Below are 25,808 nucleotides of genomic sequence, written 5' to 3'. Positions count from 1 at the left end.
CTGCGTTGGCAGTCCAATCGACTCGGTTCGATCCCGACGGTCTTTGATTTGGTCGGGCACTACAGGAATTCCCATGGCAATCAATGCGAAACGCCGTCCCGCCAAGCCCCTGCCGGCCAGCGCCCCGATCGAATCGCCGATGCCGAAGAGCAGGTCTCAGGACTATTCGTTCTCAGGCGCCCTGATGTCGGAGATGCCGTTGTGGGCGCGGCCGGGGTACCTGCTGCGGCGGCTGCACCAGATCCACTATGCATTGTTCTTTGAGGAGTGCGCGGGATTCGACATCACGCCCGTTCAATACGGGCTTTTGACCACCCTCTCGACCAATCCCGATCTTGATCAGAACTCGATCGCGCGCGAACTCGGCATCGATCGTACCAATGTCGCCGATGTGCTCAACCGGCTGAGCCGGCGCGGATTGATCGAGCGGCGTCAGGGAAAGGTCGACAAGCGCACCATGCTGGCCCGCCTGACACCTGAAGGAAAGCGCGTTACCAAGGAAATGTATCTTTCCATGCAACGTGCTCAGGAGCGTCTGCTAGAGCCGATTCCGCCGGCCGAGCGGCACGCCTTTATCTCCACCTTGATCCGGCTCATCGACGGAAACAATCACCTCGGCCGCACCATTTTCAGCCCGAAGGAAGCCTGAACCGGCGTCAGAATGCATCGGGTTGCGTGTTCGGCTGCGTCTCCGTGAACGCCGGCAATTTCATGCAGTTGTCGAAGATGTCGTTGAGCTTCGAATATTTGCCCAGTTCGCAGCCGAAACGCCTGGCATTGAAGATTTGTGGCACCAGACAGACGTCGGCCATCGTAACGGCATTGCCCAACGCGAATTGCCCGGATCGGCGTTGCTGAAGAACGTATTCCTCCAGACCGCCCAGCCCCTCCGCGATCCAGTGCCGGTACCATTCATTGGTCGCGTCCTCGCTGGCGCCGAATTGGCTTTGCAATCGCTTGAGCACGCGGACGTTGTTGAGCGGATGAATGTCGCAACCGATGATCTGCGAAAAGGCGCGAACATAGGCCCGCTCCTGCGGATCCTTCGGCATCAGCCCAGGTTCTGGATATACTTCATCAAGATATTCGATGATCGCCAGTGACTGGATCAGCGGCTGCTCGTCCTCGACCAGCAGCGGCACCAGCCCCTGCGGATTGAGATCGCGATAAACCGCCTCGCGATGCTGCATCTTCGGCAGGCTGATATAGTGCGGCTCGTAGCCGAGCCGCTTGTACGCAAGAGCGATACGCATCCGGTAAGAGGTGGAAGACCGGAAGAACGTGTAGAGTTGCCGCGTCACCGGACGATCTCAACGGGCTGCTTTTTGCAGAATTTCATCCGGGGTCGACAGTACGACTTCTACGTACTTGGGAACGAATTTGCCGCCCTCGATGCACTTGATGAACTCCGGCTTGATCTCGTTCGCCAGAACTTTGCGAATTTTTGCGTGCTCCTCGATATCCGACCACTCGGCGATCAGAAAGAAGCGCTGCGGATCTTCGACGTCGCGGCAAAGCACGCCATCCTTCACCTGCGCCGCTGACTTGTGCATCGGATTTCCGTCGGAATAGTCGAACTCCTCGAACAGCCGGACGAACTCTTCTTCGCGGCCGGGCTGCACCCGGAAATCATAGATATGCAGATAGTTTCCCTTGGTCGCGAGCGGCTCCTGGGCCATGGCGGCACTCCTCGTGATTTGCCTTTCTGGAATTTATGATGGTATACTGAGTAAATTGGAGAAGCAATATCCGAGGTTCGGTTTTGCTGCCCAACCCGGATCGCCTCCGGAAGATTATGATGTATGCTGATGAATGATCGCGGGAAACGTCCATGGCCTGGCAGCATGCTGCGTCGTTGAATTCGATCCGGGATGGCGGCGTCATCGGCGTCGACGTCGACGGAACCCCGGTCGCGCTTTATCGGCTGCACGGCGAGATTTTCGCCACCCACGGCATCTGCACCCACGCGCTGGCGCTGTTGTCGGAAGGTTGGGTGGAGGACGGCAAGATCGAGTGCCCATTGCACCAGGGCCAGTTCGACATCCGCACTGGCAAGGCGCTGTGCGCGCCGCTGACCCAGGATTTGCGCACCTACGCGGTAAAGCTCGAAGGCGACGACATTCTTGTCGACCTCGACAGGCACGGCGAGCAGCCCGTCGCGCCTCCCGACAAGGCAGACCGCGGCGCCAAAATCGATAACGCCGCTGCAACGGCGGCCACGGCCGTCATCATCGGCGCCGGGCAAACAGCAGCAGCGGCCATTCGCACGCTCCGCAAGGCTGGATTTAACGGCGCGATCGATCTGGTCGGTGATGAGCTTCATCTGCCGTACGAACGGCCACCCCTGTCCAAGGATATGCTGCTCGGCCGCGGCAATCTGGATGCCTGCACGCGGTTGAGCCGGGTCGATGCGGAGTCTCTCGGGGTGCGGCTGCATCTCGGCCAGCAAGCGATCGCGATCGACCCCGCCCGGAAACAGGTCGTCCTCGCGCAAGACAAGGTCCTGCCCTACGACGCTTTGCTGATCGCGACCGGAGGGCGGGCGCGTCGACTCAATATCCCCGGTTCGGATCGGCCGGGTGTCCTCCATCTGCGCACTGTCGAGGATGCCGCCGCGATCGACCGCGCGTTGGCGTCCGCGACACATGTGGCCATTGTTGGCGGCGGCTTTATCGGGCTGGAGCTCGCCTCGGCGGCGCTTTCGCGAAATGTTGCCGTCACGGTGCTCGAACGCGAGCCCGAGATCATGATGCGCCTGCTGCCGGTACCGTTGGGCCGCACCTTCCGTCGCATTGCAGAGGCACATGGCGTCGATGTCCGGAGGCGGACCGACATTCGTGAAATCACGCAGCGTGGAAGCAAGCTCGGTGTGGTAACCGGGCAAGACACGATCCAGGTCGATGCCGTGCTCGTCGGCATCGGTCTCGAACCGGCTATCGATCTTGCCGCTGCAGCCGGTTGTGCAACCGCCGGCGGCATCGAGGTGGACGCAGAGGGGCGGACCAGCGTTCCCGGCATTTGGGCGGCGGGCGATTGCGCCCTGCATCACGTCCTCCGGGACGGCCGGCGTGTCAGGTTGGAGAGCTGGCACAACGCAGAAGAGCAAGGCGCCGCCGCTGGCCGCTCAATGGCCGGCGTGGCGCGCGACACGACAGCAAAAAAGCCCTGGTTCTGGACCGACCAGTTCGGTCTCAACATCCAGATGATCGGGAGTATCAGCGCCAGCGACACGGTGATTCGTGAAGGCAGTATCGACGCCGCAGCCGGCGCGATTTATCGCACCATCGATCGGGAAACGGGTCTTCTCACCGGCACAATCGCGTTTTCCGCACCCGATGCGATTCGTCAGGCCCGCCATGAACTCGATTCGTCTACGCCTTTTGCTTTCGACGCCGCCTCTGCCGTTGTGCTTGCCGACGATACGAACGACCCAGACACCTCTGCCTCGGAGATCACCGCCATGAACATTCCCCTGGCCTTGACCAAGCGCTATGTGTGGCCGCAGGAAGGACTGACGCGCATTCCTGACTGGGTCTATACAGATCAAACCATTTATGAGCGCGAGGTCGAAAAGATTTTTCACGGCCGCACCTGGAATTACGTGGCCCTCGAATGCGAGATCCCCAATCCGGGCGACTACATCCGTTCCAACGTCGGCCCGACGCCGGTGGTGGTCGCGCGAGCCGATGACGGCTCGATCAATGTCTTCGAGAATCGCTGCGCCCATCGCGCCGCGGAGTTTTGCCGTGAATTGAGCGGCAATGCGAAAGAGTTTGTTTGCCCCTATCATCAATGGTCCTACGACCTGAAGGGCAATCTTGCGGGCGTGCCCTTCCGTCGGGGCGTCAACGGCAAGGGCGGCATGCCGGCCGACTTCAAGACCGCCGATCACGGCCTGCGCAAGCTCAGCGTGACGACGCATCGCGGCGTTGTATTCGCGTCCTACTGCGAAACGATGGAATCATTCGAGGAATATCTCGGGCCCGAAGTCCTGGGCGAGTTCGATGCCACCTTCGACGGCCGCAAGCTCAAGCTGCTCGGCTACTACCGGCATTCACTGCCCGGCAACTGGAAACTCTATCACGAAAACCTCAAGGACCCCTATCACGCAACGCTGTTGCATACGTTCCTGGTGACGTTCGGCCTTCTTGTTGCGGGCAATCGCTCGTTGATGCTCGCAGATCCGACGGGCCGGCACGGAGTCATGGCATCGGCGAAATCGGACGGCAAAGCCGTCGCCAGCGACGCCAAGAAGGAAATGCGCGCCTATCGCGAGGGCATGACCTTGGAAGAGCCCCGCTTCATGGATTTCATCGACGAGTTCAACAGCCCCTGGTCGGTGACGATGTCGACCGTCTGGCCAAATCTCATCGTCCAGCGCGAAATGAACACGCTCGGCGTCAGGCAAATCGTGCCGACCGGGCCGCACGAGTTCATCATGAAATGGACCATGTTCGGCTTCGAGGGCGACAGCGAGGAAATGACGCGGCATCGCCTTCGTCAGGGCAATCTGATGGGTCCCGCCGGATTCCTCGGGCTGGAGGACAACGAGGCCATCAAATTCGTGCAGGATGGCATGCAGCGTGTGCCGAACGGCGAGCATCTGGTGAAACTCGATCCTGAGATCGAAGCCGGCACGGCGGACAGCCTGATCTCGGAAGCGGCGATCCGCGCCATGTACAAGCATTGGCGTCAGGAAATGGGGCTTTGAACATGCAGACGAGTGCAATGACAAAACCCTCGCTTGCGATGTCGAATAACGACGCCCGTCTGGCGGACCTGCTGCTGCACCATGAGATCGCAACCTTCAACAACCGGTATGCGGCGGCGCTCGACGAACTGCGGTTGACCGACTGGACGGAGATGTTCACCGACGACGCGCTGTACGTGATCCTGTCGCGGGAGAATTTTGACCGGAATCTGCCGGTCGGCCTGATCTACTGCGAGAACAAGGGCATGATCCGCGACCGTGCCTTTGCGCTGAAGGAGACGGCGATGTTTGCGCCGCGCTATCTTCGCCATCTCATCGCCAATCAGGCCGTTTTGTCTGAGACACCTGACGGCACCATCGTCGCGCGCGCAAATTATGTCGTGCTCCAGGTCTTGTACGATCGACCCGACGCGACGCTGCATCAGGTCGGCGTCTACTACGACAAGTTCCGCAGGATCGACGGCGAACTAAAGCTCGCCGAACGCCGCTGCGTCTACGACAATCTGCTGGTCGACAACGCGCTTTGCCTGCCGATCTGACCCGCCGCTCCGTCATCTCTAAACTCCAGGAGCGTCCGGCTTGGACAAGCTCGCTTTTCTTCCGGCCGTTGAGCTGGCGAAACTGATACGTTCGCGCCGGCTTTCCGCGGTCGAGCTGACTGAGACTATTCTCGCAAGGATCGAAGCCAGCCAGCCGTCGCTCAACGCGTTCATCACGGTCTGCCGCGAGGAAGCAATGGCTGTCGCCCGCGATGCCGACGCGGCGCTCGCACAAGGCAAGGATCTGGGGCCGCTGCACGGCGTGCCGGTTTCGGTCAAGGACATCATCAACACGGCCGGAATCCGCACGACCTGGGGCTCCCGTACCATGGCGGACAATGTGCCTGATACCGATGCCGTCGCGGTGCGGCGTCTCAAGCAGGCCGGCGCCATCATCATCGGCAAGACGACGACATCCGAATTTGCGCACAAGCTGATGACGGATGCGCCGCTATTCGGAACCACACGCAACCCGTGGGACCTGCGATACACGCCTGGCGGATCGAGTGGCGGCTCAGCGGTAGCGGTGGCCGCCGGGCTCGGCCCGCTTTCGCTGGCAACCGATGCCGGGGCCAGCACGCGCCTGCCCGCTGCCTGCACCGGCATCGTCGGTCTGAAGCCGACGCTTGGCCTGATTCCGCATGGCCAGGTGCCCGATGGTTTCAACAACTTCATTCACCTCGGGTTGATGGCTCGCACCGTCGCCGACACGGCGCTGATGCTGGACGCCCTTTCCGGCTCCGACCCTGGCGACCCGCACTCTCTCGGCGTCGCCCGCACGCAAGCGCTCGCCGCGATCGCGGATATGAACTCCGAGTCGCTGAGAGGCTTGCGCGTGGGGTGGCGTCCCCTCGTGGGGAATGCGATGCTGGACGACGAGGTTCGTCACGCCTGCGAGGAAGCCCTCGATGCCTTTCGCGCGTTCGGATGCCAGGTCGATGTGCTCGATGTGCCGATCGAGAACGCCGAACCAGCGTGGCGCGTGCTTCAGCAGTCAAACTGGGCGGCGCGGTTCTTCGATCGAATTGACGAACTGGCACCACTGCTTGATCCGAGTTTTGTCGAGGGAATTCGCGCAGGTGGCGCGTATAGCGGCCAGCAGATCACGCGCGCGACCTATAAGCGCACGGAACATTTTCGCGCCGTGCAGGGCTGGTTCAGCACCTATGATCTCGTATTAACCCCCACGATGAGCCGGCCGCCGCTTGCGGCTGATCACGCCGCCCTCGAAGCGATCACCATCGGCGGCAAGGACGCCGGCGACATGCGCCAAAGCTGGGTGCCGTATCTCAATCTGTTCGACCTGACAGGACATCCCGCTATCAGCGTACCGTGCGGCTGGACGAATGCGGGCCTCCCGATCGGCCTGCAGATCGTCGGCCCCTGGTACCACGATGCAGCGGTGCTCCGCGCCGCGGTCGCGCTCGAACGCGCACGTCCATGGGCTCATAGGCTGCCACCCATGTGTCCGAGTTAGACCGAATTCCGCTTTCGGCACCATCTCGGCTGGGGCGTTCACTCGTCCAGGTCACTGATTGCTACGGCAGGCGCTCCTGGGCTCCAACCTGGAGCCTGCTGAGCGCCTCACTGTGCGCGCTCATACCGAAGCGGCGCAGACCTAATTGACGGCCGGCGTGTTTGAACCGCCCGATCGAGATCGTAGGTCACAGCCGCCCCACTCGCACCTTGCAGCTGGCTTAAGTCTCGCTCTGGGGCAATCGGTCGCGATGCGTTACCGTCAAGCGAACGGGATCGCAGAAAATCGTAGTTTGGCGGGCAAAATCGTACGATTGGTAGCGGGGGAGGGACTCGAACCCCCGACCCCAGGATTATGATTCCCGTGCTCTAACCAGCTGAGCTACCCCGCCACGAGCGTTCAGCGGCGGCCGAAATGGGGCCGTTTCTCGCGAACGCGCGGCATATAAGGAGTGGCTTGCTGGCCTGTCAAGCAAAGCCGCTCCTCGCTGCAAGTTATTGATGGAAGCACGAGATTTCCGCCTCCCGCCTTCGCTCTGCGAGCTACGGCGCGGCAGGTCGCTCTTCGGACAACGCTACCAAGACTGGCCGCACCAAGCCTATTTCGGCCGCACCGACGGGTCGCCGCCGGGGCTGCCGGGCGGCGGGATCACAGGGGTGTTGCCGGCATCGGGCGCCGGCGCGTGCATTTCGGGATCGACGCCGGCGGGCGGACACAGCACGCCCTCGGATTTGGCGAGCTTGTCGCCGAGTGGCTCGCGGCTCTGTCCGGTGGTCTGGCCTTCGGGAACGGCGGTTCCGGAATGCGGCTGCTGCATCGGCGCACAATTGGCCTGCTTCGACGGCACCGGCGGGGCGGTTTGCGCCGGAGGCGTGGCCGGTGACGGGGGCGCCTGCGCGAACGCCGCGGCAGGCGCTGCGATCAGCGCGCAGGACAGAAGCAATGTCTGGTTCATTCGCATGAGGAGAAAACGACGCTCGCGCGCACCGGTTCCCGCAAAAATCGTCGCAGGTTCAGGACTTGCGGTAACGAATGAGCGAAAAGTGCCCCATCGGCGGCATCGGGCGGCGTTCCGCGAGCGTGACGCCACCATGTTTTGCGGCCCAGTTCACCAGCCGGTCCCACGGGAATTCCGGACGCCAGCCGAGCCGGCGCGCCAGCGGCGCAAACGCAAGCTCGAAGGCGCGGCGCGGGCCGTTTTCGGCGCCGATGTGATTGACGAGGATCAACTCGCCGCCGGGTTTCAGCACGCGGACGAAATCGGTCAGCGTCGCTTCGGGATCCGGCACCGCCGTGATGACGTATTGCGCCACCACCGCGTCGAACGAGGCGTCCTTGAAGGCGAGCTGTTTTGCGTCCATCACCGCCAGCGTCTCGACATTGGTCAGGCCGAATTCGCGCACGCGCTGCTGCGCCTTGCGCAACATGCCTTCGGAGATATCGACGCCGCAAAGTTTTGTGGTGCGCGAATAATCCGAGAGCGAAAGCCCGGTGCCGACGCCGACGTCGAGCACGCGGCCGCCGATGCGATCGGCCTCCGCAATGGTCGAGCGGCGGCCCTCGTCGAACACTTTTCCGAAAACGAAATCGTAGATCGGCGCCCAGCGGTCATACGTCTTGGTGACGCCTTCGAGGTTGATGTCCCCCATCCCCTGCCCTGATTGTTATCCTCGCACAGCCTCTAGAGCCGCCGCTGTTTCCCGCGGCTTTGTATTCCCCGTGGCCGCGCTCTTGATGAAGCCGCCGCCGAGCACGCGCGCCTGTCCGGAGGGCGCATCATAGAATACGCAGGCCTGGCCGGGCGAGACACCCTCCTCGCCTGCGACCAATTCGACTTCATAGCCGCCATCGACCGCGCGCAAAAATGCCGGCTGCGGCGCGCGAGTCGAGCGCACACGCACGAACATCTCGATGCCGTCGCCGATCACGCGATCCAGCGCGCCGTCGCCGATCCAGTTGACGTCGCGCAGCACGATACGGTCGCGCAGCAGCGCCTCGCGCGGGCCGACCACGACACGGCGCGTCGCGGCATCGAGCTTGACCACATAAAGCGGTGAGCCGGCGGCAATGCCGAGACCCTTGCGCTGGCCGACGGTGAAGTTGGCCACGCCCTGGTGCTTACCGAGCGCGCGGCCGTCGAGGTCGACGATCTCGCCGGGCTCCATCGCATCGGGCCGCAGGCGGCCGATGATGTCGGTGTAGCGGCCGGTCGGCACGAAGCAGATGTCCTGGCTGTCCTGCTTGTCGGCGACTTCGAGATCGAAGCGCCGCGCCCATTCGCGCACCTGCGGCTTGCTCATGTCGCCGAGCGGAAAGCGCAGGAAGTCGAGCTGCTCGCGCGTGGTCGCGAACAGGAAATAGCTCTGGTCGCGGTCGGCATCGGCTGCGGAAGTAAGCGCGCGCGATCCATCAGCCTGCCGGCGCGAGGCGACATAATGTCCGGTCGCGAGCGCCGCGCCGCCAAGCTCGCGCGCGGTCTCGAGCAGGTCGCGGAACTTGATCGAGCGGTTGCACTCGATGCAGGGCACCGGCGTCTCACCGAGCGCGTAGCTCTCGGCGAAATTGTCGATCACGGATTCGCGGAAGCGGCTTTCATAATCCAGCACGTAATGCGGAATGCCGAGTCTGCTCGCGACGTTGCGGGCGTCGTGAATGTCGCGGCCGGCGCAGCAGGCGCCCTTGCGATGGGTCGCCGCGCCATGGTCGTAGAGCTGTAACGTGATGCCGACCACGTCATAGCCCTCGGCCTTGAGCAGCGCAGCCGTCACCGACGAATCGACGCCGCCGGACATGGCGACCACGATACGGGTGTCTTCAGGGCGGCCTTCGAGATCGAGAGAGTTGCGCATGGTGCAAGTAAAAAGCGTTAGGCCATAAGGCCTTAGCAAGGATTCAGCGAAGTCGGAAGTGCTCCCGGCGAGCCAAAGGAGCACGCTTTAATATAGGCCGCATTGATGTGAAGCAATCAGCCGGGGGTGGATTTAAGGCACTGGCAGGACGGCAATTCTTGCCGCCGGGCAGAAAAGGCGACCGTGCAGGGTGGGTTCCCGATGCTCGCCCCATCCCGCAAGCATTTGATATCGCTTGTATTTATTTTCAGGACGGGGTGGCCCGGTCCTTGCTGATGAAAGGGCAGTTCATCGCGCGAGGCTGCCCGTGGTTAGCGTCACTTCCGAAATTGCATCGTCCCTGTCGTTCCAGAACACCCAGCGCGCGCAAAAGTCCGATGCGCCGGGCAATGACGGCTTTGCCTCGCTGGTCGACAGCAATACCGCGGCGGCCGACAACAGCCGCGCGGGCGACATCTCCGCCCCGCGCGCCAACGAGGCACCCGCCCCGCGCCGGCAGGACGATTCTGCGCCTGCGAATGCTCGAGCGCGCGAGAACCCGGCTGTCGACAAGCCCGTCAAAAGCGACGCCGCCGACCGCGACACCGCGCCTGCCGAACAGGCGAATGCCGGCACGGATGCCAAGCCCGAGCAGACGAAGCCCGGCAAATCCAAAAACAGGGATGCGAAAGCGGAGGAAACGAAGTCCGCATCGAAGCCTGATGCAGACCAGGCGCCTGCGGCCGATGCCGACGAGGGCGAACCGGGCGCAGCGACCGAAACCAAAGTGGACGCGCTCGCGGCTGCGATCGCGATCCCCGTTGCGCCGGCCGAGGCGCCGGCGGCTGCACCAACGCCCGGCGTTGCCAACGGCACGGCTCCGCTTGCGATCGCCGCTGCCGCCATTGCCGCGACGGCTTCGCTGACCGGTGCGACGGCGTCGTCTGCAACGAAAGACAATGCAACTGGCGCCACCGCTCCCGGCAGCACGGGCACCGAAGCCGGCGAGAAAACTCCGGCTGCGGCTCAACCGGCCGTGGCGGCCGACGTAGCCGTGGCTGCGGATCCCGCACTGTCCGCGTCGGTTGCCGCTCCCGTCGTGGCCAAGGCTGCCACGACGCCGAAGACTTCATCCACCGCCACCGACGTCTCGGCAAGGACCGGCGAACAGGAGGCAGCCGGAACGACGGAAGCTTCGGCAAATCCTTCAACCGCCCCGGCGGTCCCGGCCGATGCGGTGCAGCCGCTGACGACGGCCGGCAAGCACGGCGCGCAGCATGACGCGGCGCAAGGCTTGAAGGCTGAGGCAACCGCCAATGCGTCGGCATCCGCCAGCGGCCCCACGCACGGCCAACCGGCGAATACCGACCCGGCGCCGGTCAGTGCGACGAACAATGGCGTGCCGGGAATGCCAACCGTGCAGCCGCAGCTTCAGCCGACCGCAACGCAGACGGCGCCGCAGCTCACGGTGTCAGCCGCAACCCAACAGGCAGCGGCGGTGCCGCTCAGCGGAGTGGCGATGGAAATCGCCGCGTCCGTCCGTAGCGGCAAGAGCCGCTTTGAAATCCGGCTCGACCCTGCCGACCTCGGGCGCATCGACGTGCGCATCGATGTCGACCGCAACGGCCAGGTGACCTCGCACCTCACGGTCGAAAAACCGGAAACGCTACAGATGCTGCGCCAGGATGCCAACCAGCTCCACCGGGCGCTCAACGACGCCGGGCTCTCGACCAATGGCGGCGGCTTGCAGTTCAGCCTGCGCGATCAGTCGCAGTCAGGCCAGAACAACCAGAACCAGTCCAACCCCAACGCCCAGCGCCTGATCGTCAGCGAAGAAGAAGTGATCCCAGCGGCGGTCGCCAATTACGGCCGCATGTTCGGCTCGAACGGCGGCGTGGATATCAGGATCTGAGGAGATCGATATGGCAGTCGATGCAACCATGCCGAACCCGGTCGTTTCAGCGCCGGGTACCAACACGGGCACTAACAGCAGCAACAATAGCTCCTCGAATTCGACGTCGGGGATCGCGGATAATTTCCAGACCTTCCTGACGCTGCTGACCACGCAGCTCCAGAACCAGAACCCGCTCGACCCGCTCGACACCAATCAGTTCACCCAGCAGCTCGTGCAGTTCGCCGGCGTCGAACAGCAATTGAAGCAGAACGAGCAGCTCAAATCGCTGATCGCGATCGAACAGGCTGCGCAATCGACGCAGGCGCTGGTCTATGTCGGCAACAAGGTCGCGGTCGACGGCAGCACGCAGCAATTCGACGGCTCGGCGACCTGGAATCTGAGTTCGCCGACCGCAACCACCGCCAAGATCACCATCACCAGCGCCACGGGCGCGACCGCCTATAGCGGCAGCTTCCCGCTGGACAAGGGCAATTCCAGCTTCATGTGGGACGGCAAGGGCAATGACGGCACGCAGTGGCCGGCCGGCACCTACAAGATGACCGCCACTTACAAGGACTCATCGGGCAAGGACGTCGCCATTCCGACCGAGATCGTTGGCGTGGTCGATTCCGTCGACCTCACCGCCACGCCCCCTCTGCTCTCGATCAGCAACAAGACCTACACCACCGACCAGATCAAGCGCGTGATCCGCCAGACGACCGCGCCCGCGACCTGATCCGGCGTCACCGGCTGGCCGCACTTCTTAATCAACCGTAACCGGCAATCCATGATAACCGACGCCCGGCGTATTCACGACGCCGGGCATTTCGGCATTTCGAAAGAGATTCGTATTGAAGCCTTGGGCTTAGCCAAATTTTAAGCCGGCCGGCGTAACTTCCTACCGTGAGTTCAGTGGTTGAGAGTTTGTGAGTACGCCATGACAGAACCCCATCGCCCGAGGGTAAAATACGTCATCGGGCCTGACGGCAGTCCGCTTACCATCGCCGACCTGCCCGCGCCCGGCACCAAACGGTGGGTCATTCGCCGTAAGGCCGAAGTCGTTGCCGCGGTTCGCGGCGGCCTGCTCTCCCTCGAGGAGGCGTGCAGCCGCTACACGCTGACGGTCGACGAATTCCTTTCCTGGCAGTTCTCGATCGACCAGCACGGCCTCGCCGGCCTGCGCACCACCCGCATCCAGCAATATCGTCAATAAGCGGACGAACCAGCGCATTTTAGGAAAACCGGCTTTGTCTTGCGAAGCCGGTTTTTCTCATTTTTGGATTTCTCTATCCGCCGTTAACCCTCGTTAACCATCTGGAAACCATACCCTAGGCAATAATTGCCCAGTCGGTCCTTAGGGCCGAACCCTGGGGGCTTTGGTGCAAGGTCTGGTTGCTTTCCTGAGAGGTCTGGGCGCGTCCCGGCTGATGGCCATGATGGCGGTCAGCGCGGCGCTGATCGGATTCTTCGCCTTTGTCATCATGCGCGTCACCACGCCGCAGATGACGACGCTGTTCACCGACCTGTCGGCCGAAGACTCCTCCGGCATCGTCAAGGACCTCGAACGCCAGGCGATCCCGTTCGAGCTGCGCAACGACGGCGCCGTCATCATGGTGCCGAAGGACAAGGTAACGCGGCTGCGCATGAAGCTCGCCGAAAGCAACCTGCCCAAGGGCGGCGGCGTCGGCTACGAGATTTTTGACAAGTCCGACGCGCTCGGCACCACCAGCTTTGTCCAGAATATCAACCATCTGCGCGCGCTGGAGGGCGAGCTTGCCCGCACCATCCGCGCGATCGACCGCATCCAGGCCGCGCGCGTCCATCTGGTGCTGCCGGAGCGGCCGCTGTTCGCCCGCGAGATCCCGGAGCCGTCCGCCTCGATCGTGGTGCGGGTGCGCGGCCAGCTCGAACCGCAGCAGATCCGCGCCATCCGTCACGTCGTCGCCTCCGCCGTCAATGGCCTGAAGCCGCAGCGTGTGTCGATCGTCGACGAGGCCGGGCGCCTGCTCGCCGACGGCGCCACGACCGAAGCGGACAATGCGGTCGGCGACGAGCGCCGCGCCGCCTTCGAGAAGCGGATGCGCAAGCAGGTCGAGGACATCGTCTCCTCGGTGGTGGGACAGGGCCGTGCCCGCGTCCAGCTCTCGGCGGACTTCGACTACAACAAGATCACGCAGACCTCCGACAAGTTCGATCCCGAGGGCCGCGTGCTGCGCTCCAGCCAGAGCCGCGAAGAGTCTTCCGCGACCGCCGAGAACAACGGCCAGGTCACCGTCAACAACGAGCTGCCGGGCAACCAGGGCGGCCCCAACGGCGTGGCGGCGCGCGACCAGAGCAAGAAGAGCGAAGAGACCAACAATTACGAGATTTCCCGCACCACCAAGACCGAGGTGACCGAGGCCGGCCGCGTCAACCGCATCTCGGTCGCCGTGCTGGTCGACGGCAGCTATGCCAAGAACGAAAAAGGCGAGCAGGTCTACCAGGACCGCAGCAAGGAGCAGCTCGACCGCATCGCCGCGCTGGTGCGCTCGGCGATCGGTTTCGACCAGAAGCGCGGCGACCAGGTCGAGGTGGTGAACCTGCGCTTTGCCGAGGCGCCGAGCGTTCCGCCGGTGGTCGAGCCGACCGGGTTCCTCGCCATGCTGCAATTCACCAAGGACGACGTGATGTACGGCATCGAGCTGGCCGTCATGATGCTGCTCGGCCTTGTCGTGCTGTTCATGGTGATCCGCCCGCTCGTCAAGCGCATCCTGGCCGCCGAAGTCATTCCTGCGCTGAATGATGCGATGTCGCCGGCGCTGGCCGACGGCAGCGCCCATGGCGGCGAGGGATCTGGCCAGGCTCTCATTCCCAACAGCAACGCCAACGCACTGATCGACGTCGCCCAGGTTCAGGGCCAGGTGCATGCGCAGGCCGTGCACCGCGTCGGCGAGCTTGCCGAACGCAATCCCAATGAAACCGCTTCCATTATTCGTCAATGGCTCAGCGAAGAAGCCAAGCAACACGCGTGATCTGACACATGGCCGCCGTACCGCAGACCTCGAACACCAACGACATCACCACCGTCATCGCCTCGCTGGCGAGCCGGCAAGGCAACCGTCCGAAATCGCAGCCGATGAGCGGCCCCAAACGCGCCGCTATCCTGATGCTGGCGCTCGGCGAGCAGTATGGCGGCAAGGTGTGGGGCCTGCTCGACGATGACGAGGTGCGCGAATTGTCGATCCACATGTCGACGCTCGGCACGGTCGAGGCCGACGTGGTGGAAGACCTCTTGCTCGAATTCGTCTCGCGCATGTCGGCCTCCGGCGCGCTGATGGGCAATTTCGACGCCACCGAGCGTCTGCTTCAGCAATACCTGCCCGCCGAGCGCGTCACCGGCATCATGGACGAGATCCGCGGTCCCGCCGGCCGCAACATGTGGGAAAAGCTTTCCAACGTGCAGGAAGAGGTGCTCGCCAACTATTTGAAGAACGAGTACCCGCAGACCATCGCCGTGGTGCTGTCCAAGCTGAAGCCCGAACATGCCGCACGCGTGCTGGCCATTCTGCCCGAGGACATGGCGCTGGACGTGGTCGGCCGCATGCTGCGGATGGAGGCGGTGCAGAAGGAAGTGATCGAGCGCGTCGAGCAGACGCTGCGCACCGAATTCATGTCGAACCTGTCGCAGACCCGCCGCCGCGACGCCCACGAGGTGATGGCGGAAATCTTCAACAATTTCGACCGCCAGACCGAAACCCGCTTCATCACCTCGCTGGAAGAGGAAAACCGCGAGGCGGCCGAGCGCATCAAGGCGCTGATGTTCACCTTCGACGATCTGATCAAGCTCGATACCGCTTCCGCCCAGACCCTGATGCGCAATGTCGACAAGGACAAGCTCGGCATCGCGCTCAAGAGCGCGAACGAGGAAGTTCGCAGCTTCTTCCTAGGCAACATGTCCTCACGCGCCGGCAAAATGCTGCTGGACGACATGGCGGCGATGGGCCCGGTGCGCTTGCGCGACGTCGACGAGGCGCAGGCGTTGCTCGTCAACCTCGCAAAAGATCTCGCCGCCAAGGGCGAGATTACGTTGACCAAGAACCGCGCCGACGACGAGCTGGTGTACTGATGGCCGCGCCCGCAAAATTCCTGTTCGATGTCGACTTCTCCGCCCCCGAAAAGGGCCGCGAGAAGCCGGCAACCCCGGCGGAGATCGCCCAGAAGATCGCCGATGCCGAGGCGCGCGCCTACCGCGCCGGCTACGACGCGGCCAAGCGCGAGGCAAAGGCCGAAAGCGACCGCCGCGTTACGCTCGCCATGGAAGAGATCTCGATTGCCATCCAGGGCATCGCGACCGGCTTTGCCGGCATCGAGGCGCGGATGGAAACCGAGGCGGTCGACGTCGCGGTCGCAGTGGCGCGAAAGATCTGTACCGAGCTGATCGCGCGCGAGCCGCTCGCCGAGATCATGTCGCTGGTCAGCGACTGTTTTTCACATCTGGTCGCAACGCCGCATCTGGTGGTGAGGATCAACACCGCACTTTACGACGCCGCACGCGAAAAGATCGAGCGGCTCGCCGCCCATGGCGGCTTCGAGGGCCGCCTCGTGATCCTGGCCGAGCCCGAGATCGCCAGCGGCGACTGCCGGATCGAATGGGCCGACGGCGGCGTGGTGCTGGATCGCGACGCGATCGAGGCAAAAATTTCTGAACTTGTCGGGCGCTACATGGCGTCCCGCAATCCGGCCGATGTCAGGCCATGAGGATGAACCATGAGTGACACCGACGCACAGGTCCCGCTGCCCGATCTCAACGCCGCGGACGCACCGCCGACCGACGACATCGGTTACAACGAGGACGAAAACGCCGCGCGCGTCGCGGCTGACCTCGAAGCCGTGTTCGACGTGCCGGTGCAGGTTTCCGCGGTGCTCGGCCGCTCCAAGATGGATGTCGGCGAGCTGTTGAAGCTCGGGCCCGGCACCGTGCTCGAACTTGACCGCCGCGTCGGCGAATCCATCGACATCTACGTCAACAATCGCCTGGTGGCGCGCGGCGAAGTGGTGCTGGTGGAAGACAAGCTCGGCGTCACTATGACGGAAATCATCAAGGCAGAACGCAACTAATAATCTGCAGTAACGCGCAGAAAGACGAACAGGAGAGAATCATGCGGCTTCTTATCGTTGGCACCTTGCGAGGCCAGCTCACGACCGCCACCAAGATCGCGATGGACAATGGCGCGTCCGTCACCCACGCGGAAGCCGCCGAGCAGGCGATGGCCGTGCTGCGCGGCGGCAAGGGCGCCGACCTGCTGCTGGTCGACGTCGGGCTCGACATCCGCGATCTGGTGATGCGGCTGGAAGCCGAGCACATCCACGTGCCGATCGTCGCCTGCGGCATCTCCAACGACGCCCGCGCCGCGGTCGCTGCGATCCACGCCGGCGCCAAGGAATACATTCCGCTGCCACCGGATCCGGAACTGATCGCCGCCGTGCTGGCCGCGGTCGCCAACGATTCCCGCGACCTCGTCTATCGCGACGAGGCGATGGCGAAGGTGATCAAGCTGGCGCAGCAGATCGCCGGCTCCGACGCCTCGGTGATGATCACCGGCGAATCCGGAACGGGCAAGGAAGTGCTGGCGCGCTACGTGCACTCGCGCTCGGCCCGCGCCAAGCGGCCGTTCATCTCGATCAATTGCGCCGCGATCCCGGAGCACCTGCTGGAATCCGAACTGTTCGGCCACGAGAAGGGCGCGTTCACCGGCGCGGTGGCGCGGCGCATCGGGAAGTTCGAGGAAGCCTCCGGCGGCACGCTGCTGCTCGACGAAATTTCCGAGATGGACGTGCGGCTGCAGTCAAAGCTGCTGCGCGCGATCCAGGAACGCGTGATCGACCGCGTCGGGGGCACCAGGCCTGTAGCCGTCGATATCCGCATCATCGCGACGTCCAACCGCAACCTGTCCGACGCCGTGCGCGAAGGCACGTTCCGCGAGGACCTGCTGTTCCGCCTCAATGTCGTGAACCTGAAGATCCCGCCGCTGCGCGACCGCCCCGCAGACATCCTCGAACTGGCGCAGCATTTTGCGAAAAAATATGCCGACGCCAATGGCGTGCCGCTGCGGCCGCTCTCGGCGGAAGCGCGCCGCGTGCTGACCTCCAACCGCTGGCAGGGTAACGTCCGCGAGCTCGAAAACACCATTCACCGCTCGGTGCTCATGGCCCAGGGCGACGAGATCGGCCCGGATGCGATCATCACCCCGGACGGCGATCGCCTCGATCTCGCGAAGACCGCGCCGGCGGTGGCGCACGCCACCTTCGCGGCCGAACAGGTGACGCGTGCATTGGTCGGCCGCACGGTGGCCGATGTCGAGCGCGACCTGATCCTGGAGACGCTGAAGCACTGTCTCGGCAACCGGACCCATGCCGCGAACATCCTCGGCATTTCCATCCGCACGCTGCGCAACAAGCTGAACGAGTATGCCGATGGCGGCCTGCCGATTCCGCCGCCGGGTGCGGGGGAATATCAGCGCGCGGCGGTGGGATGATTGCGTTCCCCCGACGCAGCGCAGCGTGTTCGGGATCGCGCGAGCGCGACTCCTACGGTGCGCTGCTGAGCCGGCGTCCATTGTCGCGATAGGTCCCGGCTCTGCGGAGCAGCGTTACACGCTGCGCCGCGTCCGGGACACGGGACCGTCACGAATAGCTTGGCGCGTCGGGTTTGCGGAAGATACGAATGGGATCGCCGGGCCGGATGTCGTTCCCGGTGAAAGCCACGTAGGCGTACAGCGCGAGATAGGCGATCGATAGCGCGCCGACGGCGTATAAGGCCCAGGTGGCGAGACGTTTCATCCAAGACTTCGAGGCTGGCGTTCCGCGCATCTTGCGCGTGAACGCCTTCTAACCTCTCAGGTCAGGAATGACCAGCCTCAGCGCCGGATTCGGCGGCCGCTGAGGCTGCCCAATTTGCCTCAATGCTTGTGGAACACCAGCGTGCGCACCTCGATGCTTTCGCGCGGGGTGGCGTCGGCCGGCGCCGTCGGATCGATGAAGGCGGTATGAGGCGCGAACCGGGTCCGGCCGTCGGTCGAGGAATCGTAGCACTTCAGCAGCAAGGCCTCTTCCGCCGTCATCCGCGGGACGTAGTACCAACGGTGCCCGGCGTTGTATTTGACCGAGTAGGTCTCGCCCTTGCGGTTGGGATAGATCAGGTCCGAGGCGATGAGATCATCCGGAGCAACGGTCCGGCCATCGGCGATGGCCAGCGGCGCATCGAAAACCGGGCCGCGGATCGGGCGCCAGAGGTTGATGACCTGTGCGCGTCCCTTCAGAAGTTCCTCGGCTTCGTCCCCCAAGTGCTCCAGCACGCGATTGCGGCCGGAAAGATGGGTCTGGTCGACGTGAACGCGCGTTGCCGGCTGCCGCGGGCCGCCATCGCGCACGTCGGCCGCTCCTTCCACGCGCTTGCGCACGGTGTGATCGAAGATGAAGACGCGGTCCGCGTTCAGCGTGGCCCGCAGGAAAGCTTCGACGGCGGGGTAATACACGCTCCTTACTTCATTATCGTCGTAAAAGTCCTTCACGACGTTCGGATGCCGCACCAGGGCAAAGCCTTCGCGATCCAGCGACAGGTCCTTTGCAATCGGACGGGCGTCAAAGACCGGTACGGAGTGCGGTTCCGGCAGCGCCGTGCTCTTCGGCTCGCCCGGCGGTGGCTCGAGCGCATAGGTGCGCGGCTTGCCGGGGGTGGGGGCGAGATAGTTCAGTTCGGCCGTGACGAAGGGAAGCGATTCGATCTTTTGTTCTTGCAAGCCCATTGCTGGCTCCCGGATGTTGTTGTCACCTTAATCTCGGTCCTCCTGCCCGCGCCGGGAAGGTCGCCGCAAAAAAAGCAACGTTGCTGTCGATCGCACGGCTCGCGGAAGAATGGTTTTCCAGGCTATGGCTGCCGCTTGAAGTGCCGGTTCTGAAGCAGCGGCGGAACTGCATTACAGCCCCGCACCCTTTGCAATGGCATCCGAGAACGAGCGATCAACGATATCGTTCGCATCGAGGCTGCGGCTGATGAGGCCGGAGCGGAAATACAGATCGATGGTTTTCTGCTCGTCGGTCACGACGCCGTTATCGATCGGGGCAATCCGGATGCGCGCCCGCGTCAGCCAGTTCAGCGGCACCGCGGTCGGAATGTTCATCAGCTTGCCCCAGGTCTCGGCGTAACTGCCGACATTGTCCTGCGACCACGCCCGCGCGGCGGTGAGACGTTGCACGAAGTCGGCGAGCTGCGCACGCTTGTCCTTGATCGCGGCGGGCGAAGCGACCTGGAAACCGAGGCCCGGCGTCAATCCTTCCGCGGTGATGATGCGGCGCGATTTGAACAGCACCTCTTCCTGGCTGACATAGGGCTCCCACGTCGACCAGGCATCGACGGAGCCTTGCGTGTAGGCGACCTTCGCATCCGAAGGCGCCAGGAACACGATCTGCACGTCGGCCGGCTTCCAGCCCTTGGATTCCAGCGCGGCAAGGATCAACTGATGGCCGATCGACCCACGCCCGGTTGCGATCTTCTTGCCACGGAGATCGTAGAGGCTTTTCACCGGCGATTGCTCGGGCACCAGGACTGCGAGGCCATCGCGCGACTGCCTGACGGCAGCGATCGCCTTCACCGGCACATTGGCTGCGGCAGCAAAGGTGAAGGGCGCATCGCCGACGAGGCCGGTATCGATGGCGCCGGCGCTCAGCGCTTCCAGCAGCGGAGCTGCCGCCGGAAACTCCTTCCATTCGATCTTGTAGGGGACGTCCTTCAGCACGCCCGCCGCTTCCATCACGGCCTGCGAATTGCCTTTTTGATCGCCCACCCGCAGAGTGGTCTGCGCAGAGGCGGCGCTGATACCAACAAGCGCGAGCGCTGCCGCGACAACAAGCCTGATCATTCCGCCGCCTCCCCGCGCGCCGTGGCGCGGCTTGCGATCAGTTGACGCGTCAGCGGAATCAATTCCCGGCCGTAGTCGATGGCATCCACCAGCGGGTCGAAGCCGCGGATCAGGAAATGGGTGATGCCGAGGTCGTAGTAATCGCCGAACACTTCGGCGACCTGTTCGGGCGTGCCGACCAGCGCCGTCGTGTTGCTGTTGGCGCCGGTAAGCTTTGCGATCTCGGTCCACAGCCGCTTGTCGATGCGGGTGCCCTGATCGGCCAGCGCCAGTAGCCGCCGCGCACCGGCGGTGGCGAGGCCGTCAGCCGGCTTGCGGTAACCGGTCTTGTCCTGCAAGGCGGTGGCGCGCTCCAGGATCTCATCGGCCTTCTTCCAGGCCTTCTCTTCGGTATCGGCAAGGATCGGGCGCACCGACAGGGAAAAGCGCGGCGCTGGCCGGCCGTGTTTCGCCGCAGCGGCCCGCACCCGCGCCGTCACGTCGCGCACCTGCGCATAGGATTCACCCCACAGCGCAAAGGTGTCCGCGTGTTTGCCGGCCACCTCGATCGCGGCATCGGAGCCGCCGCCGACGAACGTGTAGATGCCGCCGGCCTGACGCGGTTTGATCTGCGAAAATCCCTTCTCGACCTTGTAATACTTGCCGTTGTAGTCGAACGGTTTTTCACTGGTCCACTCCAGCCGCACGACGTCGAGGAATTCGCTGGTGCGGGCGTAGCGCTCGTCCTTGTCATCCAGCGTGTTGCCGTCCTGGCGAAGCTCGGTGGCATTGCCGCCGGTGATGACGTGCAGGGAAACGCGGCCGTCATAAAGCTGATCGAGTGTCGCAAGCTGCCGCGCCAATAACGTCGGTGCGGTGAAGCCCGGCCGCTGCGCGATCATCACCTTCAGCTTCTTCGTGATGCCGAGCACGTGCTGCGCGACCTGCAATGCATCCGGCGTGGTCGAATGAAACGCCAGCAATGCGCGGTCGAAGCCGGCGAGCTCATGCGCCTTCGCTACCGTCTCGATATAAGGTGGATCCAACACCGGGCCGGACCGCACGACGGTCTCGGAGGAATTGTTGTTGGTGATAAAGCCGATGAACTCGACGGACATGGCAAGGCTCCGGTTTGTTGTCGTTCAAATGCCGAGCGCAAGGCGGCCGGCGAAGATACGGGTGGAATCGTCCTGCGGGGTATGAACGCGGCCGCACAGTACGTCGCGATAATGCCGCTCCAGCGGATTGGTTCGCGACAGGCCGTGGTTGCTGGTCAGCGAGAGCGCGTCCTCTACCGCAGCAACGGCATTGTTCGTCACCGTCAGCTTCAGGATGTTGGATTCGGCCGGGGTGAGCGCAACCCCTTCGTCGAAATCCCGCGCAAAGCTGTCGATCAGACGGGTGTTGACCTGCAATTTCGCTTCGATCGAACCGACGATCTCCTGGACGCGCGGCAGCGTCGCAAGCGGCGCGCCGAGATTGGCCGGCACGCGGTTTTGCAGGAAGCCGACGACCCAGTCGCGCGCGGCGCGTGCGACACCGTTATAGATCGCGGCGAGGAAAATGGTGTGCACCGTGGCCTGGACGATGTCAGGTTCGCGCCAGTCTTCCGGCGCGCGCACGTCGATCTCGTGGTCGAGCGGGAACACCACGTCCTCGAACACGACATCGTGGCTTCCGCTGGCTCGCAGGCCCAGATGATCCCAGGTTTCCACGATCCGCGTGCCGGGCAGTCCTGCCGGCACCAGGAACAGCCCTGCCCGAGTTTCCGCCTCATCGGTCCTGGCCCAGACTGCGTACCATTTCAGGATCGGCGCGCCGGTCGAGTAGATCTTGCGCCCCGTCAGCCGCCATCCGGTATCGGTGCGGCGGGCGATGGTCGACGGCAGGCCGCCGCGCGCGGGCGAGCCAAGCTCGGGCTCGACGCGCAGCGCGTTGATCAGCGAAACTCCCTCGACGGTCTCCTTTGCAAGCTTGCGTACGAGATGAGGCGGCCAGCGCGTGCTGCGCGCCATCACGAAGTGCTGGATGTAATGCATCGAGAGCACGAGCGCGGTCGATGGGTCGGCCTTGCCGATGATACCGAGAACGCGCGCCGTGTATCGCGCGCCCGCCCCGGCGCCGCCGAGGGACGCCGGCACGGTCAGCGCCAGCAGCCCGGCATGGGAGATATCCTCGAAATTCTCGAACGGAAAGCTGGCCTCGCGATCATGCGCCGGCGCGCGCGCCGCAAACAGCTCGGCAAGATGCGCGACGCTGGCGACGAAGTCCGACCGGCTGGCCGCCGGCAACTCCCTGGCAACGGCGATCACCATGTCGCGTCCAATCCGAGCAGGCCGAGGATCTGCTTGCGCAATTCGGCCAGATAAGGATCGCCGCGGTGCCGCGGATAAGGCCGCTCCACCGTGATGTCGGCCTTGATGCGCGCCGGCCGGTCGCTCAGCACGACCACGCGGTTGGCGAGGAACAGCGCCTCCTCGGCGTCATGCGTCACCAGCAGCGTGGTAAAGCCCTTGCGCTGCCAGAGCGAGACGATCTCCGCCTGCATGGTGATGCGCGTCAGCGAGTCGAGTTTGCCGAGCGGCTCGTCGAGCACCAGGATTTTTGGATCGTTGACGAGCGCGCGCGCCAGCGCGACGCGCTGCGCCATGCCGCCGGAGAGCTGGTGCGGATAGGCATTGTGAAAGCCCGACAGTCCCACCAGATTGATCGCATCATCCACCCGCTGCCGCTGCGCCTTCAGGATGCCCTGCGCTTCCAGCCCGAGGGCGACGTTGTCCCACACGTTGCGCCAGGGAAACAGCGTCGGATCCTGGAACACGACGACACGCGAAGGATGCGGACCGGCGATGCGGATTTCGTCTTCCCGCAGCACGCCGGCGCGCGGCTTCTCCAGCCCGGCGACCAGCCGCAGCAAGGTCGACTTGCCGCAACCCGACGGGCCGAGCAGCGCCACGAACTCGCCGGGCTCGATGACGAGGTTGACGTCGTCGAGCACCGGCAGCGCCGTACCGTCGATGTCGAAGGCGTGGCTGACATGCTCGACATCGAGCGCGGCGCCGACGGCGGGATAGGCGATGGCTTGAGCGGCCGCTACCATTTGACGACCCCTTTCTGCCAGACGAGGAAGCGGTCACGCGTCCGGAACAGCAGCGTGATGGCGCCCGAGCACAACAGCGACATCACGATCAGCGCGGCATACATGTTGGCGTAGGCCGCCCAGCCCTGCGCCCATTGCAGATACCAGCCGAGACCGGCCTTGACGCCGATCATCTCGGCCACCACGAGCACCGCGAAGGATGAGCCGAGGCCCATGAACAGGCCGACGAACACATGCGGCAGCGCTGCGGGAATGGCGACCTTCAGCACGAGGAACGAGGGCTTTGCGCCGAGCGTGCGCGCGACGTCGTAATAGGCATTGCTGACGCTTGCGACGCCCGACCAGGTCAGCACCGTCACCGGAAAGCCGGTGGCGAGTGCGATCAGGAAGGTGCTGGCGCTCCAGCTCGAGGGAAAGGTGAAGAAGGCAATCGGCAGCCAGGCGGTCGCCGGCAGCGGACCGATGAAGCGCAGCACCGGGTGCACCCAATAGCCGACGCTTTGCGACCAGCCGATCGAGACGCCGGTCACGAACCCGATCGCTGCGCCGATGAAATAGCCGCCGAGTTGCAGTTTTACCGAAGCGAAGATGCTGTCGAGCAGTTTTGGAAGATCGTCGGTATAGACTTCGAGGATCGCCTGCGGCGGCGGAAAGAACGGCAGCGGCAGCCAGGCGAATTTTGCGGTCGCAAGCTCCCACACCGTGAAGAACAGGCCGAGCGCGACCAGCCAGGGCGTGCGGCGGCGCAGCGCCGGTCCTGCCTTGCCGAGCCAGCCGGCGGCGAGCGTGCCGAACAGCGCGAGCGCCGCAATGGCGAAGGCGGCAATGCCGAGCGGCGAGGTTCGCGACCAGTCTCCGAGATCGGGCCACCACAGGCATGATATCCCGAAGACGGACCAGGCCGCGGCCGCTGCGATGCCGGGACCGGAGGCGCGTAGCCATCCGGTCCAATGCTCACGCGATGACGACAGCCGATCGGTGTTCGCAGAGACGCCGTCAGACAGAGAAAATGTCGACATAGATGCGCTCCGCGAATTTCGTGGTGTCGGTGCCCGGCTTGAACACCGAGACCGTCTTCAGATCGTCGGCATAGCCCTTCAATTCTCTTTTGAGGATGTCGCCGACCGGATGATGGTGATGGGTATGGTAACGCGCCATTGCTTCGAGGTCGGCCAGCGTTGCCGTCTTCGGCGCATAGGGCTGGAAGGATTTTGCGGCCTTGTCCGGATTCTGCGACGTGAACATCGCCGCATCCAGCAGCGCCTGGGTCAATGCGCGCGCGACCTGCGGATCTTCGCGCACAAGGCTGCCGCGCAGGCCGACGATGCAGCAGCTCTTGTCCTTGTATTCGCCATCGAGATTGGAAGCGACTTCCTTGTACTGGGTATCCTTCAGCCAGAGATAAGCCAGCGGGTCGGACGCGAGAAACGCCTGCACCTCGCCCTTCTCGACCGCAAGGTTGAGCAGGTTGCCCGGATAGGGCCGGAAATCGACATCCTTGATCGGATCGATGCCGAGCTTGGCGAGCTGAATCGAGAAGAAATTCTTGTCGGGACCTGCGAGATCGCCGACGGCGACGATCTTGCCCTTCAAGTCGGCGAGCTTGTCGATGCCGGAATTGGCGCGGGTCAGCACGCGCATGCAGCCGCCATGCGTGCCGGCCGCGATCTTGACGTCAAAGCCCTGCTCCAGCGGCTTGAGCCAGCGCAGCGCCATGCCGAGCCCGGCGTCGGATTTGCCGGTGGCGATCGCCTCGAGCAACTGGTCGGTCGAGCCGCTGTAGTTGACGAGTTCGACGTCGAGATTCTGCTTCTGGAAGAAGCCGTGATCGATGGCGACCGGCACCGGCGCGAGGCAGACGGCCCCGGCATTCCACGACAGCTTTAGCTTGCGCGGCGCGCCGGTCAGCGGCGGCGTGTTGGATGCAGTCCGGCAGATGGGAAACTCGGAGAAGTCGATCGCGGGTGGGCGCACCCCGAAAGCCTGTGCGCCGAAAGCGCCCAGCGGCGCCGCCATGGCCGCCGCCGCGCCGGCCCGCAGCAGGGCTCGGCGATCCAATGGTTTATTGTTCTTGTTGTCGGACATCTTGACCCCCTTGATTGTGACAAAGCTCCGCCGTGACGCAGCACCGCTTGCGCTGCATCCGGCCGATCCGGAGTTTTGCGTTGGCTAAATCTCTCGCTCGTTCGTTTGGAACCGAGTGCGATGTTCAAATGATGCGGCGCAATCGTAGAATCGTCAATGAAATGGAATTTCGAATGTTGCCGACGCATTGGACGTTACGTCCATGATCGCATGCGCCAGCGACGAAAGGATTTCAGCGATCGCCTGCCTCGCTCGGCACCACGCGGCTGCAGTAAATGGAGCATTGTTGATCAATTTG

General features: G+C 63.8%; 25 protein-coding genes and 1 tRNA gene. 12 read left to right on the top strand and 14 right to left on the bottom strand.

The genetic code is table 11. The annotated features are described in order from the left end of the window. Nucleotides 1-73 precede the first annotated feature (73 nt). Nucleotides 74-649 carry a MarR family winged helix-turn-helix transcriptional regulator gene (locus JQ628_RS30630; RefSeq protein ID WP_249128617.1) on the top strand — a complete coding sequence of 192 codons (576 nt, stop codon included), beginning with the start codon at nucleotides 74-76 and terminating at the stop codon, nucleotides 647-649. A gap of 7 nt (nucleotides 650-656) precedes the next feature. Here the strand turns inward: JQ628_RS30630 and maiA are convergent, their stop codons facing one another. Further along, on the bottom strand, nucleotides 657-1,301 hold the full coding sequence (maiA, locus tag JQ628_RS30625) for a maleylacetoacetate isomerase (protein WP_349628140.1): 645 nt from the start codon (nucleotides 1,299-1,301) through the stop codon (nucleotides 657-659). Nucleotides 1,302-1,310: 9 nt separating this feature from the next. After that, nucleotides 1,311-1,679, bottom strand: coding sequence for an antibiotic biosynthesis monooxygenase family protein (locus JQ628_RS30620; protein WP_212229189.1), 369 nt, complete (start codon nucleotides 1,677-1,679; stop codon nucleotides 1,311-1,313). A gap of 152 nt (nucleotides 1,680-1,831) precedes the next feature. Between JQ628_RS30620 and JQ628_RS30615 the strand changes: the two genes are divergently transcribed. Genes JQ628_RS30615 through JQ628_RS30605 form a run of 3 tightly spaced genes read left to right on the top strand, consistent with a single transcriptional unit; the run spans nucleotide 1,832 to nucleotide 6,727 of the window. Next, nucleotides 1,832-4,711 (top strand): FAD-dependent oxidoreductase, encoded by a 2,880-nt coding sequence (locus JQ628_RS30615; RefSeq protein ID WP_212229181.1) that lies wholly within the window; start codon nucleotides 1,832-1,834, stop codon nucleotides 4,709-4,711. 17 nt (nucleotides 4,712-4,728) lie between these two features. Further along, nucleotides 4,729-5,250 carry an aromatic-ring-hydroxylating dioxygenase subunit beta gene (locus JQ628_RS30610; RefSeq protein ID WP_212229179.1) on the top strand — a complete coding sequence of 174 codons (522 nt, stop codon included), beginning with the start codon at nucleotides 4,729-4,731 and terminating at the stop codon, nucleotides 5,248-5,250. 40 nt (nucleotides 5,251-5,290) lie between these two features. After that, nucleotides 5,291-6,727 carry an amidase gene (locus tag JQ628_RS30605; protein ID WP_212229177.1) on the top strand — a complete coding sequence of 479 codons (1,437 nt, stop codon included), beginning with the start codon at nucleotides 5,291-5,293 and terminating at the stop codon, nucleotides 6,725-6,727. Nucleotides 6,728-7,041: 314 nt separating this feature from the next. Here the strand turns inward: JQ628_RS30605 and JQ628_RS30600 are convergent. The 4 genes from JQ628_RS30600 to mnmA all read right to left on the bottom strand — a co-directional run bounded on the left by JQ628_RS30600 (nucleotide 7,042) and on the right by mnmA (nucleotide 9,576). Further along, nucleotides 7,042-7,118: transfer RNA gene (locus JQ628_RS30600), tRNA-Met, on the bottom strand. A gap of 207 nt (nucleotides 7,119-7,325) precedes the next feature. Beyond that, nucleotides 7,326-7,688, bottom strand: coding sequence for a hypothetical protein (locus JQ628_RS30595; protein WP_212229175.1), 363 nt, complete (start codon nucleotides 7,686-7,688; stop codon nucleotides 7,326-7,328). A gap of 52 nt (nucleotides 7,689-7,740) precedes the next feature. Then, a complete protein-coding gene (locus JQ628_RS30590) occupies nucleotides 7,741-8,376 on the bottom strand; it encodes a class I SAM-dependent methyltransferase (RefSeq protein ID WP_212229173.1) in 636 nt (211 codons plus the stop codon). Nucleotides 8,377-8,391: 15 nt separating this feature from the next. After that, nucleotides 8,392-9,576 carry a tRNA 2-thiouridine(34) synthase MnmA gene (gene mnmA, locus JQ628_RS30585; protein WP_212229171.1) on the bottom strand — a complete coding sequence of 395 codons (1,185 nt, stop codon included), beginning with the start codon at nucleotides 9,574-9,576 and terminating at the stop codon, nucleotides 8,392-8,394. A 307-nt stretch (nucleotides 9,577-9,883) separates the two neighbouring features. Here mnmA and JQ628_RS34905 point away from each other — a divergent pair, with 307 nt between their 5' ends. The 8 genes from JQ628_RS34905 (at nucleotide 9,884) to flbD (ending at nucleotide 17,964) form a co-directional block, all read left to right on the top strand. After that, nucleotides 9,884-11,467, top strand: a complete 1,584-nt coding sequence (locus JQ628_RS34905) for a flagellar hook-length control protein FliK (RefSeq protein ID WP_212229169.1) — start codon at nucleotides 9,884-9,886, stop codon at nucleotides 11,465-11,467. 10 nt (nucleotides 11,468-11,477) lie between these two features. Further along, entirely contained in the window at nucleotides 11,478-12,185 is a 708-nt protein-coding gene (locus JQ628_RS30575) for a flagellar hook assembly protein FlgD (RefSeq protein WP_212229167.1), read from the top strand. Between the two features lie 201 nt (nucleotides 12,186-12,386). Continuing rightward, nucleotides 12,387-12,662: a DUF1153 domain-containing protein gene (locus tag JQ628_RS30570; RefSeq protein ID WP_002714638.1), complete on the top strand. Its 276-nt coding sequence runs from the start codon at nucleotides 12,387-12,389 to the stop codon at nucleotides 12,660-12,662. A gap of 166 nt (nucleotides 12,663-12,828) precedes the next feature. Next, nucleotides 12,829-14,460, top strand: coding sequence for a flagellar basal-body MS-ring/collar protein FliF (gene fliF, locus JQ628_RS30565; protein WP_212229165.1), 1,632 nt, complete (start codon nucleotides 12,829-12,831; stop codon nucleotides 14,458-14,460). Between the two features lie 8 nt (nucleotides 14,461-14,468). Continuing rightward, on the top strand, nucleotides 14,469-15,554 hold the full coding sequence (fliG, locus tag JQ628_RS30560; RefSeq protein ID WP_212229163.1) for a flagellar motor switch protein FliG: 1,086 nt from the start codon (nucleotides 14,469-14,471) through the stop codon (nucleotides 15,552-15,554). After that, nucleotides 15,554-16,186 (top strand): FliH/SctL family protein, encoded by a 633-nt coding sequence (locus JQ628_RS30555; protein WP_212229155.1) that lies wholly within the window; start codon nucleotides 15,554-15,556, stop codon nucleotides 16,184-16,186. Before fliG ends, JQ628_RS30555 begins: the two co-directional genes overlap by 1 nt. A gap of 9 nt (nucleotides 16,187-16,195) precedes the next feature. Then, nucleotides 16,196-16,546 (top strand): flagellar motor switch protein FliN, encoded by a 351-nt coding sequence (fliN, locus tag JQ628_RS30550; RefSeq protein ID WP_212229153.1) that lies wholly within the window; start codon nucleotides 16,196-16,198, stop codon nucleotides 16,544-16,546. A 41-nt stretch (nucleotides 16,547-16,587) separates the two neighbouring features. Next, on the top strand, nucleotides 16,588-17,964 hold the full coding sequence (gene flbD, locus JQ628_RS30545) for a sigma-54-dependent transcriptional regulator FlbD (RefSeq protein WP_212229151.1): 1,377 nt from the start codon (nucleotides 16,588-16,590) through the stop codon (nucleotides 17,962-17,964). 148 nt (nucleotides 17,965-18,112) lie between these two features. Here the strand turns inward: flbD and JQ628_RS30540 are convergent, their stop codons facing one another. The 8 genes from JQ628_RS30540 to JQ628_RS30505 form a co-directional block, all read right to left on the bottom strand. Then, a complete protein-coding gene (locus tag JQ628_RS30540; RefSeq protein ID WP_212229143.1) occupies nucleotides 18,113-18,268 on the bottom strand; it encodes a hypothetical protein in 156 nt (51 codons plus the stop codon). A 119-nt stretch (nucleotides 18,269-18,387) separates the two neighbouring features. Continuing rightward, on the bottom strand, nucleotides 18,388-19,233 hold the full coding sequence (locus tag JQ628_RS30535; RefSeq protein ID WP_212229141.1) for a CmcJ/NvfI family oxidoreductase: 846 nt from the start codon (nucleotides 19,231-19,233) through the stop codon (nucleotides 18,388-18,390). Between the two features lie 171 nt (nucleotides 19,234-19,404). Next, nucleotides 19,405-20,346 carry an ABC transporter substrate-binding protein gene (locus JQ628_RS30530; protein WP_212229139.1) on the bottom strand — a complete coding sequence of 314 codons (942 nt, stop codon included), beginning with the start codon at nucleotides 20,344-20,346 and terminating at the stop codon, nucleotides 19,405-19,407. After that, on the bottom strand, nucleotides 20,343-21,443 hold the full coding sequence (locus JQ628_RS30525) for an LLM class flavin-dependent oxidoreductase (RefSeq protein WP_212229137.1): 1,101 nt from the start codon (nucleotides 21,441-21,443) through the stop codon (nucleotides 20,343-20,345). The genes JQ628_RS30530 and JQ628_RS30525 overlap by 4 nt, the downstream gene beginning before the upstream one ends. Before the next feature lie 24 nt (nucleotides 21,444-21,467). Continuing rightward, the gene (locus tag JQ628_RS30520; protein ID WP_212229135.1) at nucleotides 21,468-22,640 is read right to left on the bottom strand and encodes an acyl-CoA dehydrogenase family protein; all 1,173 of its coding nucleotides are present in this window, start codon (nucleotides 22,638-22,640) and stop codon (nucleotides 21,468-21,470) included. Further along, nucleotides 22,634-23,425, bottom strand: a complete 792-nt coding sequence (locus JQ628_RS30515; RefSeq protein WP_212229133.1) for an ABC transporter ATP-binding protein — start codon at nucleotides 23,423-23,425, stop codon at nucleotides 22,634-22,636. The genes JQ628_RS30520 and JQ628_RS30515 overlap by 7 nt, the downstream gene beginning before the upstream one ends. Then, a complete protein-coding gene (locus JQ628_RS30510; protein ID WP_212229131.1) occupies nucleotides 23,419-24,444 on the bottom strand; it encodes an ABC transporter permease in 1,026 nt (341 codons plus the stop codon). The genes JQ628_RS30515 and JQ628_RS30510 overlap by 7 nt, the downstream gene beginning before the upstream one ends. Further along, nucleotides 24,422-25,510, bottom strand: a complete 1,089-nt coding sequence (locus JQ628_RS30505; protein WP_212229130.1) for an ABC transporter substrate-binding protein — start codon at nucleotides 25,508-25,510, stop codon at nucleotides 24,422-24,424. The genes JQ628_RS30510 and JQ628_RS30505 overlap by 23 nt, the downstream gene beginning before the upstream one ends. Nucleotides 25,511-25,808 lie beyond the last annotated feature (298 nt).

The sequence above is a fragment of the Bradyrhizobium lablabi genome, from assembly GCF_018129385.1.
Classification (GTDB): Bacteria; Pseudomonadota; Alphaproteobacteria; order Rhizobiales; family Xanthobacteraceae; genus Bradyrhizobium; species Bradyrhizobium lablabi_C.
The sequence above is the reverse complement of the archived record's forward strand: the minus strand, read 5'-3'. Positions and strand labels throughout refer to the sequence as shown.